Annotated in this window: 14 protein-coding genes; 13 read left to right on the plus strand and 1 reads right to left on the minus strand. The window is 40.6% G+C overall.

Features of this window, described 5'->3' with window-relative positions; genetic code table 11:
* Nucleotides 1-80: 80 nt before the first annotated feature.
* The 10 genes from D1164_RS01355 (at nt 81) to D1164_RS01400 (ending at nt 10,682) form a co-directional block, all read left to right on the plus strand.
* Nucleotides 81-2,246: a hypothetical protein gene (locus D1164_RS01355; protein ID WP_172594293.1), complete on the plus strand. Its 2,166-nt coding sequence runs from the start codon at nt 81-83 to the stop codon at nt 2,244-2,246.
* A gap of 142 nt (nt 2,247-2,388) precedes the next feature.
* Nucleotides 2,389-2,559 (plus strand): hypothetical protein, encoded by a 171-nt coding sequence (locus D1164_RS23700; RefSeq protein ID WP_172594294.1) that lies wholly within the window; start codon nt 2,389-2,391, stop codon nt 2,557-2,559.
* Nucleotides 2,560-2,595: 36 nt separating this feature from the next.
* Complete coding sequence (locus tag D1164_RS01365; RefSeq protein WP_119348131.1) at nt 2,596-3,498, plus strand: acyltransferase family protein; 903 nt, start codon at nt 2,596-2,598, stop codon at nt 3,496-3,498.
* 86 nt (nt 3,499-3,584) lie between these two features.
* The gene (locus tag D1164_RS01370) at nt 3,585-4,760 is read left to right on the plus strand and encodes an alpha/beta hydrolase family protein (RefSeq protein ID WP_119348132.1); all 1,176 of its coding nucleotides are present in this window, start codon (nt 3,585-3,587) and stop codon (nt 4,758-4,760) included.
* 69 nt (nt 4,761-4,829) lie between these two features.
* A complete protein-coding gene (locus D1164_RS01375; protein WP_119348133.1) occupies nt 4,830-7,700 on the plus strand; it encodes a glycoside hydrolase family 2 TIM barrel-domain containing protein in 2,871 nt (956 codons plus the stop codon).
* Between the two features lie 43 nt (nt 7,701-7,743).
* On the plus strand, nt 7,744-8,595 hold the full coding sequence (locus D1164_RS01380; protein WP_119348134.1) for an RteC domain-containing protein: 852 nt from the start codon (nt 7,744-7,746) through the stop codon (nt 8,593-8,595).
* Between the two features lie 313 nt (nt 8,596-8,908).
* Nucleotides 8,909-9,148, plus strand: a complete 240-nt coding sequence (locus D1164_RS01385; protein WP_119348135.1) for a hypothetical protein — start codon at nt 8,909-8,911, stop codon at nt 9,146-9,148.
* A gap of 115 nt (nt 9,149-9,263) precedes the next feature.
* Nucleotides 9,264-9,560 (plus strand): helix-turn-helix domain-containing protein, encoded by a 297-nt coding sequence (locus tag D1164_RS01390; protein WP_119348136.1) that lies wholly within the window; start codon nt 9,264-9,266, stop codon nt 9,558-9,560.
* Nucleotides 9,557-10,033, plus strand: coding sequence for a hypothetical protein (locus D1164_RS01395; protein WP_119348137.1), 477 nt, complete (start codon nt 9,557-9,559; stop codon nt 10,031-10,033). Before D1164_RS01390 ends, D1164_RS01395 begins: the two co-directional genes overlap by 4 nt.
* On the plus strand, nt 9,957-10,682 hold the full coding sequence (locus D1164_RS01400; protein ID WP_241558238.1) for a P-loop NTPase family protein: 726 nt from the start codon (nt 9,957-9,959) through the stop codon (nt 10,680-10,682). The genes D1164_RS01395 and D1164_RS01400 overlap by 77 nt, the downstream gene beginning before the upstream one ends.
* A gap of 73 nt (nt 10,683-10,755) precedes the next feature.
* On the opposite strand, the gene D1164_RS01405 is transcribed toward D1164_RS01400, so the two are convergent.
* Nucleotides 10,756-11,160 (minus strand): DUF4143 domain-containing protein, encoded by a 405-nt coding sequence (locus D1164_RS01405; protein WP_172594295.1) that lies wholly within the window; start codon nt 11,158-11,160, stop codon nt 10,756-10,758.
* A 125-nt stretch (nt 11,161-11,285) separates the two neighbouring features.
* Here D1164_RS01405 and D1164_RS01410 point away from each other — a divergent pair, with 125 nt between their 5' ends.
* From D1164_RS01410 to D1164_RS01420, 3 genes are all read left to right on the plus strand, one after another.
* Nucleotides 11,286-12,842 carry a sulfatase family protein gene (locus tag D1164_RS01410; protein WP_119348139.1) on the plus strand — a complete coding sequence of 519 codons (1,557 nt, stop codon included), beginning with the start codon at nt 11,286-11,288 and terminating at the stop codon, nt 12,840-12,842.
* 483 nt (nt 12,843-13,325) lie between these two features.
* Nucleotides 13,326-13,940, plus strand: a complete 615-nt coding sequence (locus D1164_RS01415) for an RNA polymerase sigma factor (protein ID WP_119348140.1) — start codon at nt 13,326-13,328, stop codon at nt 13,938-13,940.
* A gap of 194 nt (nt 13,941-14,134) precedes the next feature.
* Entirely contained in the window at nt 14,135-15,214 is a 1,080-nt protein-coding gene (locus D1164_RS01420) for a FecR family protein (protein WP_119348141.1), read from the plus strand.
* Nucleotides 15,215-15,231 lie beyond the last annotated feature (17 nt).

Raw genomic sequence — 15,231 nt, forward strand, 5'->3', positions numbered from 1 at the left:
AAAGCACAAACAATAATAATCATTTATCTCGTCGCGATTTTGTTCGTACAGCTACCGTGGCATCAGGTGCTGCAATTGCATTGAGTACATACAGCTGCCAATCTGGAAATAAAAATGCAGAAAAGGGAATAAACAAAATTCCTGCTCCCAAAAAACACGACGTAGGACCATTGGTGGGGCATTGCAAAGCCTACTTCCCTATGATATTGGGGAACGGAGTAGAACATGTACTCATTGGCTATTCAGGAGCAATGGGAGCATGTGCCGGGCATGAACACTGGACATACAATGAGACACATACTGGTTGGTACAGACCAGATACGAGGAAAAGTCCGTCTATGGGTGTATTAAATATGTTACAGTGTAGTTATATTGTGCGACGTGGGTTTCATGCTGAAGGGATTGACATGTCTGAACAAAAATTTGATGCTAAATCAGGCATTTTGGAAACTCAATGTCATTACTTGAACGCTGATATCCGGGTAAAGACCTTTCTTACCAAAAATCATATTCTGGTTCACCGGTTTGCTGTAAAAACAAGAGCGGAAAAGATGGCAATGCAGTTCTTTGTCAGGACTGCTCCTGGTCCATTAAAGATTGTCAATAAAAATGGCAGCCAGGATAAATCTTCTGACCAGGAAACGATGGATTTTATTATTGAAGGTGAACGATGGCCGGATACTCCCGTACGACTCTTCTGTGATCACCCCCGTGCCCAAAAGGTAGAATGCTACAACAGATTGACGGGGCTAGAAGTATCCCTTCAGGAAGGATGTGAATTTACCTTTGCAGTTCAATGCTCTCAGGTTGATAAAGTGCATGGAGATAATGTATCAAATGAACTACTTGATTATTTTGACTATGAAGAAACATTAAGGAATCATTGTGCTGAATGGGAAAGATTCGATTCTAATTCGTCAATAAACCTTCCTTATGGAGATATTGATAATATTTACCGTACAAGCCTCTATGTTGCCCGGGCACATCAACATCCAGTCTTAGGAGGGATAACGGTAGGCTCTTACCCTGGTATGTGGAGGAGCGTAGTTTACTCCTGGGATATGGTCTTTAGTATGATGGCATTATTGGGTGCAAACCGGATGAAAGAGGCAGAATTGGGTGTCCGTTTTTGGCAAAATATCCTTCCCAATTTAGCTAAACGAAATAGGGATGCAGGCCTACCAGGTGTTTCAGTCCCCGGGGATTTATCGTTTACTGGAAAAATAGATTCAAGCTCACGAGAGAAAATCCTTGGTCAACGATTAGCCATGACAGCCGATATCTCAATCATGGTTTGGCAACTCTACCAGTATTCCGGACATCTTTCAATTTTGAATGATTATTGGGATTGCTTATTTCAGCCGTTGGAATTTTTGATGGGGAGTTGTGTCATTGAATTTGAGGATCACGCTGAGATTATTACCAGCCCGGGAACAAATGGTAAAGAAAGGATTGATGGGAAAATAGTATATTATCCCAATCCCACAATATCATTGGTAACAACGATTGAAGCCTTGCGTGGGTTATGCAATGCAGCAGATCTTATGGGGCGAGAGATTGATCCTGATTGGCGGCGTTTATTACCCAAGCTGGAGCGGGGGATCAATGCAAACAGATACGACGGAGTGATACATTCTTGCCAAAACCCAAGGAGTGATCTTACCAAGGTAGCTCATGAAGTAGGATTATTTAATGCCATAATGGATGAAAAGTCCATTTTGGCGTCAGCCGAAGTAAACACAGGGCCAGATGGCTTCATGAGGTGGTATGATCACGGCTATCGGGCTCAGCCATGGATAAATTGTTATTTCAGTTCTGCATTTTCTCGAATGGGTATAGAAGGAGCTCCAGACCATGTAGAAATGGCGTCGAAATTAACTACTACATTAGGTGGCTTCCCGGAGGCTATCCGTCCAGATGGTGTTTTTTATAAAACGTGGTACCCAACAGTACACGGTGCATTCATACATGCAGTAAATCTTCTATTGGTAAACCGACGCAATGAGGTAGTTGAAATTTTTTCAGGAGTACCTGATAGCTGGGGAGATATCTCTTTTGATTCTCTTAGGGTCCCAGTAGGCCTCATCGTGAGTGCAACCAGAACTAATATGGAGGTCACTGTAAAGGTGACCAATAGTTCTGATCATTATCAGGAATTTAAAATACAGGCTTTTGGTAAAAAAATATGGAATGAAGTATGTGCTTTAAAGTCCGGTGAAACAATATCTTTATCTGCTATGAGATAAAAAAACTAAGTCTTTTTTAAAAAAGAGATAAAGAGAAAGAATGGAGGTATACTCAATTGGGTACAAAAAATGGTTTTTATTTTATTTATATAATTCAAACGGGCTTAAAAAATCAAGTTTAAAGTATAAGTTAAATTTTCCAATGTCTACAAAATTTTTACGGAGAGAAACTCAAAAACGTCTTCATTCACTAGATGTCCTCAGGGGATTTGACATGTTTTGGATAACCGGAGGAGGAATTTTGGCCATCACCTTTTCAAAACTAACAGGCGCCTATTGGATTGAAGACCAGATGCACCATGTGAAATGGTAAGGGTTTCATTTTTACGATCTTATTTTCCCGCTTTTTATGTTTATCTCAGGTGTAGCTATTCCCTTTTCAGTGCAATCGAAACTGGAAAAAAAAGTACCGGGGCGGCACCTGATTGCAAAAGCTTTTAAACGTCTCGCATTTCTTATTTTACTGGGAATTCTTTATAACGGCACATTCATGAATGGATTTCAGGATGGTAGAATTGCCAGTGTACTGGGACAAATTGGTATCGCCTACTTTTTGACGGTGGTTATTGTCATCAACTTTCCGGACTTCAGGCACAAATTGATTTGGCTGGGGGTTATACTTACCAGCGTTGGAATTATCCAGCTACTTGTTCCCGTTCCAGGTATTGGTGCAGGGGTTCTAACTCCTGAAGGATGTATCAATGGTTATATTGACCAGGCCTTGTTACCAGGAAGGTTAATTGGCGATTCTTTTGACCCGGAAGGAATTTTATGCAGTTATTCAGCCACCGCTATAACGCTAATGGGAACAATTGCAGGTAGTATCCTTCATAACAGGAAAACTGGAGACTGGCAAAAGTTGGCGTATCTGACGACTGCCGGTGTTTTAGGAATTGTGTTTGCTATTCTTTTATCATCATTTTATCCCATTATAAAAAGTTGCTGGACTTCTACCTTTAACCTTTTAGCTGGAGGCATAAGCTTCATTTTAATGGCTTTTTTTTATCTGTTAATTGATCATTGGGGATTTAAAACATGGGCTTTTTATTTTCGCATAATAGGTAAGAACTCAATTTTTGTTTACCTATTTAACCGTATAGTGGATGTATACCGTATTTCTGGATTTTTTTTAGGATGGCTGACAAATTCATTGGGTGAAAACGGAGAACTACTACTTTTAGTAGGAAACTTAATATTTACATGGCTACTTCTTTATTATATGTTCAGAAAAAAAATTTTTCTACGGGTTTAAAGAAGCTTTTCCAAATAAAGAAAAAACATCATTTTTTAAATTGGATGACTAGTATATATTAAACTAATAATTGCAACTTAAAAAAAATGAAACAAATATTTTTGTCTAAACTGTATGTAGTTCTTATGGCTACACTATTCACCGTTCATTCTGTTGCCCAGGATAACATGCTATGTGTCGGCCGTCACTGGACAGAAGACGAAGCCAACCTGAAAATGAAAGGGTTTGCTGCTGAGTGGAACAATCTTGAATCGTGGGAGCAGCGGGCCGCCACCATTAAAGAGGGCATCATAAAAGGGATGAAGCTGGATCAGATGCCAAAAATAGAAGGCAACTTCAATACCCAAATTACCAACACCCGGAAGTTTGACGGATATATTGTGGAGAATATTCGGGTTGAAAGTTTTCCCGGGTTTTACATCACAGGAAATCTTTACCGGCCTGTAAATGCAAAAGAAAAGAATGCCGCCGTTCTTTCTCCTCACGGGCACCTAAAAGATAAGCGTTTGACCCACTATGTGCAAAAACGTTGCGCAGTACTCGCCCGAATGGGAGCTATTGTATTTGCTTATGATATGGTGGGGCACGGGGATTCACATCAGGTTGATTCCCATAATATTCCAATCGCATTGCTCCTTCAAACATGGAATAGCAAACGGGTGCTTGAGTATTTATTGTCGCGTCCGGATGTTGATCCGGAAAGGACTGGAATAACCGGCGGTTCTGGTGGAGGAACGCAGACATTTATTCTTGCCGCCATTGACGACAGGATAAAGGTTTCTGTGCCATGTGTTCAGGTTTCAGCCCATTTTTTTGGAGGTTGTGTCTGTGAAAGCGGCATGCCAATTCATAAAAGCGAAAACCATCAAACAAATAATGTTGAAATTGCGGCCCTTTGCGCTCCAAGGCCTATGTTGCTTATTTCAAACGGAAATGACTGGACAAGGAATACGCCAAGGATTGAATATCCTTATATTCAAAAAGTCTATGCACTTTATGATGCAGAACACAAAGTAGAGAATGTTCACCTTCCGGCAGAAAAACATGATTACGGCTATTCTAAACGTTCGGTGATGTACAATTTCTTTGCCTATCATCTTAAGTTGAATACGGGAGCGGTAAGCTGGGCTCCATCGGTGAATGAAGACTTTGTTACCATTCTGCCCGAGGAACAATTAAAAGTGTATACCAGTGATAATCCGATGCCTGCCGATGCACTGAAAGGGAACAAAGCTATTATGGACTATCTGAATTTATATTGATATGGAAATGCGTTATTCCAGGATAACTCAGTTCTTGTTTTGTATTATAATCGAAATAAAAAATTTTCAATGAAAGTACTTTCTATTTTTATATTTTTGTTAATCAGTTTTGACCTGATTTCGCAGCCAGTTTCTACTACTTTCGAACTACGGCATTTTACCAGCGATCCTGCAGCCAATGGCGAAACAGATTTCAAGGGAGAAACCGAATGGTTTAACACTGAAGGTAGGGTTCAATTTTTAAATGAATATGCAAATTTTGCCTCCCGTTATTTCGATAATCCAGAGTTAGACAAGGAGATAGTTACGGATGAAGAGATTGGTGATCTGGTAAGAAAAATGAAACCCCAACCAGTAACCAAAATCCGGCATACAATTCCATTGAACGGATGGAAAACTTACGGCTATAAAAAAGGGCAGGACATTCAAAACGAAAAAGAACTTGAATCCTGGAATAAAATTCCCGGGGCACGAATTATTAACGATAAGCTGGAATTACGTAATACCACCATCAAAAAAGAATTTGGGTCTTTAAACTGGCGGTTTAAACTGGAATGCAAGGTAATGGTTGCAGGGAACAGCCAGGTTACATTTAACCTGAAAGGAGAAGATAAAACGGCTGTCTCCCTGGTTTTAAACAAGGAAGAATTAAATACAGAAGGTTCTGAATTGGTTATCGAAGGGGACATGACCCAAAAAAGATTTAATTGTTACGTGAATGGCAAGCTGATTCATGACTTTGCATTAATGACTGACACTACAATTACAGCCATATCTGCTTTTTCAGTTTCAGTATCCGGTAATGGTTTTATTGATGACCTTTTTTTGTTCAATCACGTTTTGCAGGATAACGCCAATTATCCCTACTATTCGCAGGTTATTTTGGATGAGGATTTTGAAGAAAAACCTGCAATTACAGGATGGCAATCCGTCTATTTCGACGATAGCCACTGGAAGAAGTCCGATTTGCCTGCCGTACACGGAGGCCTTCGTGAAAAGGAAGAATCTTTTTATTTAAGGAAAAAGCAGTATGTCGGAGAATTTGAAAGGGCTTTTTTGCAAATAGAAACCCTCGACCCGGGTGGAGAAGTTTGGGTCAATAACGAAGTGGTGGCTGTTGTTAATAACCGGCATCCCCGGGAAATAGAAGTTACCCGCTTTCTGAATAAGAATCAGGAGAACTTGTTTGCGGTTAAAGTAAACCCATACAAATTGAATTTTCCGATGCCGCATACCCCAACAGACCATCACATCGGATGGTTTTTGGGACGCACAAAGCTGGAGCTTACCTCGAAATGCAGAATCAAAAGTGTGGTTGCTACTACCCGCGAGTTGGGAGAGGAGGCGGTACAGGCACATAAAGTTACGTTGCAATATCCCACACGGAATTTTTTTGAGGGTAGCATTGAAATCAATTACTATCCCTGGTTCCCGGAGGAAGGCGAAAGGGTTGCATCTTTCTCCCGCGAAATAAAAGTACGCCCAAGGATAGATCATGAATTCCATTTCGATATTCCCGTACCTTCCCCCCGCCTGTGGAGCCCGGAATCACCGAACCTGTACAGGGTTGAGACAATTTTAAAAGACAAAGAAGGGAACCCTGTGGACGACTTTGTAACCACTACCGGAATAAGGACGGTAAAGCAGGCAAACGGTCATCTGTATATCAACGGGAAACCCGAGATGTTAAATGGTGCACAAATTATGGGATTTCGCACTCCCATTGAAACAACCTCAAAGTATAACAGATGTGCACCTCTGGAAACCGTGGCAGAAGAGATGCTCATGATAAAAAAAATGAATGCAAACCTGCTTCGTGTGCATGTACATGCCGAAAAAGATACAGTAGATGGGATAAATGATCCGCGATATGCTGAATTTGCCGATCAGATGGGCATTTACCTGATATGGTCCACAGCCGGATTTATCAGGGAAGGTGAGGCCTGGAATGTGGACTTTGAAGGTTATCCCAAATTTATGAAACAAGTAATCAATCATCCGAGCATTGTTCTTTGGGAGGCCTCCAATCACCCCAACCGTTTTAAACTTCACGATATTTCCGAAACGCATGACTATATAAAGAAAATATATCAAACTATTTCCGATACCGATCAAAGCCGTTTGATTTCACCAACCTCTTTTTGGCAACATACCCACTATGCAAATTATGATGGCACCCTGGATTACCAGGGCAATTCCATTACAGCAGTCCCAGAATACATGGCTGTCCTTAATACGCGGGGAAGTCAGGATGCTTATACCGGATATGGCGCCGATTGGTCCAGGCTCCGGAATGCCCCGAACGATTGGGCGGCCTTCTGCCTTGCTGCGAATGATAAGGCCTATTTTAATTTCGAACACGAAGAGTCGGCAGGGCAGCCCAACTGGGAATTATGTAAAGGGAAACCCTGGTATTTAATCCATTCTTATGAATGGGATTATGATAAAGGTAGTGTAGGGAGGCGTTTAACATTGGACGAATGGCGGGCAAGTCAGGCATGGCAGGCCTTTTCAGCCTGGGAGTCGATGAAAAAACAGATATTGCTGGGGTACGATGGTTTTTCGTGGTGCTGCCTTCGGGGAGGAGCCAACATGGGAACGTACCAGAAACCGTTAATCGACAATCTGCGTCACCCTAAACTGGCATATTATTCAAATAAGATGGTTTTTCAAAAAACATGGGCTGCCAGCAATAATGTGGATGTGGTTTACGGACCGGATGACGGGATAACTCCCGTTATTCATCATTTAGGGAAAAAAAAGCAGGTTGACCTTTTTGTTGAACTTCAAACCCCTGAAGGAAAAACTATACAAAAGAAATCATTCAAAAGAATTCAACTCCATGTAGGTAGGGGAATTGTCCAGTTGGAAAAATTCAGGTTTAAAAAGATGGGAGATGGGGTTTATGTAATAAAATACGAATTGAAAAATTCAAAATAAAAATTTCTAAAAAACATAGTTTCACCATTCAAACTCAAACATCATGGATGTTAATAACCCTCACCGTATTATTGAAGAATTTGAAAATGCTTTGTGCAAGTTACAACATACAAAAGAAAATCAGTTTGCCTTAGTGGAAAAGATGGTTTCTCTCTGTTCTCTGGCTCTCCTGGATTTGCGCGAGATTGTTATAACCAATGGATTTAAAAGCCGGGAGGAAGAAATTTACTTTTTCAAATATTTGAAACCTAAGGTTTACAGCAAGTTTATATATTATGCCAAACTTTTCAAAATTATATGTCGCCGTCCATTGAGTACAAAAGAAATTCAGAAAAGGTATTTTCATGAACATTTGGAAAATATTGAAAAATACTACAATGACAATTTTGAATTTTACCAGTACCACAAAAGAGGATTGACATTTCTGGATGATAAATTTTATATCAGGGAAAGCGCTGAGATCCCTCCGAATATGGATAACCTGCATTTTTTGATTGATAAAAAATTTTCTACAATGCAGGATTATACCTTGTCCACATTGTTAGCAAATGAAATGCTGACGAAGTATATTAAAACAGAATTGGAAAAGTTGGAGCAAACTGGTCCGGCCCAAGGCCAGTTGGAAAATGAGATTCCTGCTGACCTTACCTGGACAGAAAGTAAAACAGCGTTAACCGAACTAATCTATGCCCTTCACAGTTGCGGGGCAATAAATAAGGGAGTAATAGATATAAAAGAACTGGCAACAATTTTTGAAAAAGTATTTCATATCAGCCTGGGAGATTTTTACCGGACTTTTTTGGAAATCAGGAACCGAAAAATTGACCGGACAAAATTTATCGATATGCTGAAACAGTCATTGTTAAACCGGATGGATGATGCTGATGCCAAATAAGAATTTTAAAAAGAAGTGACAAGCTTTGCCCTGATTAAGGGAAAAACATACTAATTTTGTAAAGAATGAATCGTTTTAAAAAACGAAGATAAAGACATAAAAATACAAGAGCGTTAGCTTTTATTCTTGATCTGAAAATCCGCTAAATTTTAAAGTATCACAAGAATACAAGTATGACGCCCACGTTCTGCGTGGGCTGTACTTATTTGTGATACGGGTGCTTAGCGGTTCCTCAGATCAGATAATGCTACTGTCCCACGCTTTTTTTTGTAATACATCCAAAAGGGACTGACGGATACTTAAAACAACCAAAATGTACCTTACTAAAAAAAACATTAAAAATGCGGAAATATTAGGTGCCATGATGCGCTGCCCGTTTGATGAAACAGTGAGTAATTGTCCGTTTAAAATATATCACGGGTTAAACAATCCTGTCAAACAAATAGAGACTTTTTATACTCTTCCGGAAGAAGAGGTAAAGTCATTGCAGCAGTTTCACCGGAATTGCATCAGGGAAAGATGCGAAAAAGAAAAGTACTCCGAAGACATTTAAACGAAACCAAAAAACTAAAAATATCACCCAACTTGGGTGCGCCTTGGGGTAAAATACAAACAAGGTTTTACAATTTTGGCAAAACGCAACATGTATTCATTAAAAACAAAACGTTATGCCAACAGAAATTGTTACTACCGATGATTTGCGGGAATTCAAAATCGAATTACTTAAAGAAATCAGGCAGCTTTTTGCTGTCAACAGGGGACAGCCTTCCAAAAAATGGTTAAAATCCTGTGAAGTCCGTAAGCTTCTTGGAATTTCCCCGGGCACCCTGCAAAACCTGCGTGTAAACGGAACTTTACCTTTTTCCAAAATTGGCGGGGTCATTTTTTACGACTACGAAGATATTCAAAAGATGATGGGAGAGAACCAGCAGAAAAATAACTTCCCGTTTCAATGTTCCCGATGAACTACATCAAACACCTTAACGGCTTTTTTGAAAAATCAGGTGATGATAAGAATTTGTCAGCGTACCATATCAGTTTATATATGAGCCTGTTTCAGCTTTGGAATTTAAACCGGTTTAAAAACCCTTTCCCGGTCGACCGGGAAGAGCTGATGCAGCTATCTCGCATTGGCTCCAAAAACACGTATGCCCGGTGTATGAAAGAATTACATCAGTGGGGATATATCGATTATTCCCCTTCCGGAAATTTTCATACGGGCAGAAAGGTTTCATGTACCAGGTTTGATACGCGAACAGGGACACGATATGAGACGAGAACTGGTATACGAAGTGGGACAGTATTAAAGAATACAAACAATACAAACGGGGATAAACAGGGAACCCCCAAAATTTTTGAAAATGGAAGAGGAAAAAAAGTCAACAGAAAAAGCCCGCACTATGTGGAAACCGATAAAGATTATTCCGAACCCCTATGAAGAAATTGCCGAATTTAAAAATGGCCAGTTTCATTTTAATTTCTCCGGTTGCTGCCGCTGGCTCGAAAGCCAGGGTAGAAAGATGTTTGGCCCGCACTTCCTGATTTACCCGGAAGATCATGACCTCATCCTGACCCTGCTGGTATATGCCATTGCAGACCTGGAAAACTGTCAAAAACGTAATCTGAACCTGAAAAAAGGAATTTTGCTGACAGGCCCTGTTGGCTGTGGTAAAACATCACTGATAACATTGGTCGGGTTCTTTTTCCCGAATGCGCAACAATACACCGTGAAATCGACCCGTGAAATTGCTTTCGAATTTGAAAAAGAGGGGTACACAGTCATCAACCGCTTTGGAAAGGGAACAGTAAGTGCAACGGGTAACTCCCCGCCGCCAGGAATTTACTGTTTCGACGATCTCGGTATTGAACAACCCCAAAAATACTTTGGAAATGAATGCAATGTAATGGCCGAAATTCTACTCAGCCGTTACGATTTGTTTATTTCGAATGGGGTTCCTACCCATGTAACCACCAACCTTTCCGCTTCGGAACTGGAGGAAAAATACGGCAACCGCATTCGCAGCCGTATGCGTGAAATGTTTAACCTGGTGGCCTTCAATAAAAACTCTAGGGATAAACGAACCTGAACCCAGTAAAGACTGGATAAAAAGTGAAGTATGTGGAAGTGTTTGTCTGAGTTTGGCTTAGGTGGGGACGTTTTTAATAAGAGTTGTTGTTCTGGTTCTTGTATGTTAATGAAGAGACTGATTTAATAATACTACCTTCCTGTGTAAAAGAGTATATCTGTACTTCCAGTACGTTCCTGCAGGATAAAATAAACCAGATATATAAAAACCGTCGCTGTCTACAAACTCCCTTCCCAATAGCATACAACGGAACATTTGTTATCCACTGTTCTTCCTTATAATCGGTTAATGAAGTGCGAATTGCTTTTGAAGGTTTGTATTTCTCGCAGAACAGCCGGAAACTTTTTGATTTCAGGTTTTCGCCCGATTTCACTTCGACCGGGATAACCTTTCCTTCTTCCTGGATAACAAAATCAACCTCGGAAGTACTCCGTTCATTTGTCCAGTAGCCGATATAGCGTTCGCTATTCAACCGCACAACAGGTATATTATACCAAATAAGTATGAGGAATGATAAAATGAAAAATGTAATTTTGATATAATTTAAAAATAGATAGGGTTGTGATTCCCCTACGACGATTTAAGTGTAAAAATCTATAAGATATGAGGCAGCTTAAATTTATTATTTTACTTCTCCTTTTATTTTTTGATATTGTATCTAACGCGGAGAATAAAAGATTTCCCAATATAGTTTATATACTTGCCGACGACCTTGGCTATGGCGATGTTTCCTGTTTAAATGAAGACTCAAAACTACATACGCCTAACATCGACAAGTTAGCAAGCGAAGGTATTTTGTTTACTGATGTGCATACCAGTTCGTCGGTATGCACACCGACACGTTACGGGATACTTACGGGGCGCTACAATTGGAGGTCAAGGTTGAAAAAAGGGGTGTTAAGCGGCTACTCCAAATCTTTGATTGAGCAGGACAGGCTGACAGTTGCCGAATTACTTAAAGAAAAAGGCTACTTGACAGCCTATATCGGAAAGTGGCACCTGGGATGGGACTGGCATTTTAAAGGAGGTGTTACCGAAGATATTAATTCATTAAAAAGTACCCCGGAAGTTGATTTTTCAAAGCCAATTGAGAACGGACCAATGTCCCATGGGTTCGATTACTCGTATGGCTTTTGCGGGTCGCTCGATATGCCACCGTATGTTTACGTAGAGAACGGAGTGCCTACCATGGTTCCGACAAAAACAACCGTATCCGTTGACGATAAAGGTTTTTGGCGCGAAGGGCTTACTTCCGATGATTTCAACCATGCCGGAGTGTTGCAACATGTCACAGATAAGGCTGTTCGTTACATTGAAGAGCAGGCAGGAAAAACTTCACCATTCTTTTTGTATCTCCCTTTACCGGCGCCGCATACGCCCATATTGCCTTCTTCTGAGTTTATAGGTAAAAGCAATACCAATTTCTACGGAGATTTTGTTTTGCAGGTTGACGATGTAGTAGGCCAGGTTATCGGGGCACTCGAAAAAAACGGACTCAAAGGCAATACACTTATTTTCTTTACAAGCGACAATGGCTGTTCGCCAAAAGCCAATTTTAATGAATTGGCAAGGGTGGGGCATGACCCGAGTTATATTTTCCGGGGCCATAAAGCTGATATTTATGAAGGGGGGCATCGTGTCCCATTTATCGTTGCCTGCCCATCAATATTTAAAGGCGGGCGTATTTCAAATGAAGTAATATGCACCACCGACTTTATGGCAACCTGTGCCGAATTGGTAGGTTATGCTATACCGGATGATATCGCAGAAGACAGTTACAGCATGGTTCCGGTATTAAAAGGGGAAAGATTGAATAATCCATTGCGCGAAGCAACCGTCCACCATTCAATCTATGGTGAATTTGCCATCAGGCAGGGTAAGTGGAAATTAATCATGTGTCCCGGGTCTGGTGGATGGAGTGATCCCAAGCCGGGGAAAGAAAGTGAAGGTTTTCCTGATGTTCAATTATATGACCTCGAATCAGATCCTGGAGAAGAAAATAACCTGCAAACTCAGTTCCCTGGTAAGCTGAAAGAATTGAAACAATTGCTTTCATCCTATATTATTAATGGGCGGAGTACTCCCGGCGAGAAACAAAATAATGAATCAGCAGGTGGATGGGATCAAATACACTGGATTGATCTTTCTGATAAAAACTGATCAACAATTACATTTAAAATAGCTCAGGCCGGCTTTCCAATAATCCATGTAGTTGGCGATAAAGTAGTGCCAGTGAAAGAAAATACCGAACTTTTTGAAAAGAGAATTAGAGAGGCAGAAGGTTTCATATTTGTCATACACAAACCAAAGATAGGGCATCATCCTCATTGTTTAACCGATCCTACACCGATTGTCAACTTTATATGTAATCAAACTGAAGTTTATTGATCACGCAATGGCGAAATTATTTTGTAATCAAACATAGATTCGTCAAAGCAATCTCAATAGGAGACAAGGGTTATTGTTGTGGTTGGTGAGTTAATGATATGAATTTCAAAGTATTAATAGGTAGATCTACCGATTTTAACCCGATATAAAACTGTGTGAACATTTGACATTAACGATCCCTTTTTTCTGACTCAATAGCGATATTTTTTTAATTTAGCGCCCTCAAAAGGTTTATAAACCGGTATTAGTTATTTTATGGTCAAACCGCTTGTGAAAATAGATGAATCTGTAATCGCCAGAGTGAGGAAGGGCGATGTGACTGCTTTTGATGTGTTGTACAGAACCTATTGTCAGCGACTGTTTTGCTTTGTTTTGCAGATCATTAAAACGGAGACCGATGCTGAAGAGATCGTTCAGGAGGTGTTTCTGAAGCTTTGGGAAACACGCCTGCAAATCGATAAACATGCCGTGTTTGAATCTTACCTGTTCACTATTGCCCACAACACAACAATAAGCCTCATCAGAAAAAGGCTTTCCGAAAAAAAGTATATCGACTATATTTCTTCACTTCAGGAGGTTACGTCGGCATCAGAACCTGACGGGGAAACGGAATTTAAGGAACTTTCACAACAATTGCAGAATCTGTTAGAAAAGCTTCCCCCCCGGCAGAAAGAGGTTTTTCTTTTGCATCGCGAAGAAGGACTTACCTATCAGCAAATAGCGGAAAAGCTGGATATTTCAAAGAATACGGTGGAAAACCATATTGCAAAAGCCCTGCAATTCCTGCGCAAGAACCTCGGCGGGGGACATTTTTCCTCCTTATTGTTTATTTGTCTTTTTCTGGAATCACAAAGCGGAGTGTTTATATAGATGGAGAAAATAATAAAAAGTGGGACTGTTCAATAGCCTTCCGTTCCCTTCTCAGGGTAATTGAGTTTTACTTCTGTAATAACTGAGAAAAAAAAATTGTACCTCAGGTAGTGGTTTATGCAAAGTTAAACGTAAACTAAATAGTTTTTCGCTTTGAATAAAGCAAAATATATTTTTAGACTACATTTACAATAATGGATAAAGAACTGTTTCAGAAATATTTGAATAACAATTGTAACCCTGAAGAATTGCAGGAAACGTTCAGGTGGCTGAAAGAAGAAGCAGGAAGCCTGCACGGAAAGAGGATGTTGGAACAGTTCTGGAAAGAGTATAATTCCGGGAACATCTACGTTGAAGAAGACAGGGTGGAAAGAATGCTGGATAAGTTGCATCATCGGTTAAACCTGTACAATTTTGAACACAAGCTTATAAAGAATGCGCAAAGCACTTCAACCACATTTCAGCGTATAACTTTTTTCCTCAGCCGGGCGGCAGCAATCCTCTTTATTCCGGTGCTGTTGACGCTTGTATATACATGGTCTCGTCCTAATTTGAGCGAGAGTGAAACTTCCCGTATGACCGGGAATATAGAGGTGGTAGCCCCGGTAGGTTCGCGAACCTTTATCGAATTGCCGGATGGCACGGGTGTCCACCTGAACCACGGCAGCAAACTTTCGTATCCCCATAAATTTACGGGAGGGAAGCGCAGGGTATCACTCAGCGGAGAGGCCTATTTTGTGGTGACAGAAAACCATGAGCGACCCTTTCTTGTAGATGCCGGGGATTTGGTTGTTACTGCACTGGGAACAGAATTCAATGTCATGGCCTATTCCGGTCAACCCAGGTTGGAGACAACCCTGGCTCAGGGGAAAGTGCTTGTACAAAGGAAATTGCCGGATAACCGGCTGGAAACTCTCCAGGAAATGAGGCCGGGCCAGCACCTGAGTTATCTGCTGGAGGAAAACAGTTTTTCCTGTGTAAAAAGAGACATACAAAAATATATACTATGGAAAGACGGGCTGCTGATGTTCAAAGATGATCCGTTGGAGGAAATTACTCAACGGCTGGCCAGATGGTACAATGTTGAGTTTATTTTTAGTAATGATTCATTGAAGGATTATCCTTTCACCGCTACGTTTGTAGATGAAACCCTGTCTCAGGCGCTCGATCTTTTGTGCCTTGCCATTCCGATGGACTATCAGGTCACGCCCCGGGTCAAACAGCCCGACGGGACCTTTACCAAACAAAAAGTCATTATAAACTCAAAAAAGTAAGTTATTTGTAACCTGAC

The sequence above is a fragment of the Mariniphaga sediminis genome (genome assembly GCF_003573545.1).
Taxonomy (GTDB): domain Bacteria; phylum Bacteroidota; class Bacteroidia; order Bacteroidales; family Prolixibacteraceae; genus Mariniphaga; species Mariniphaga sediminis.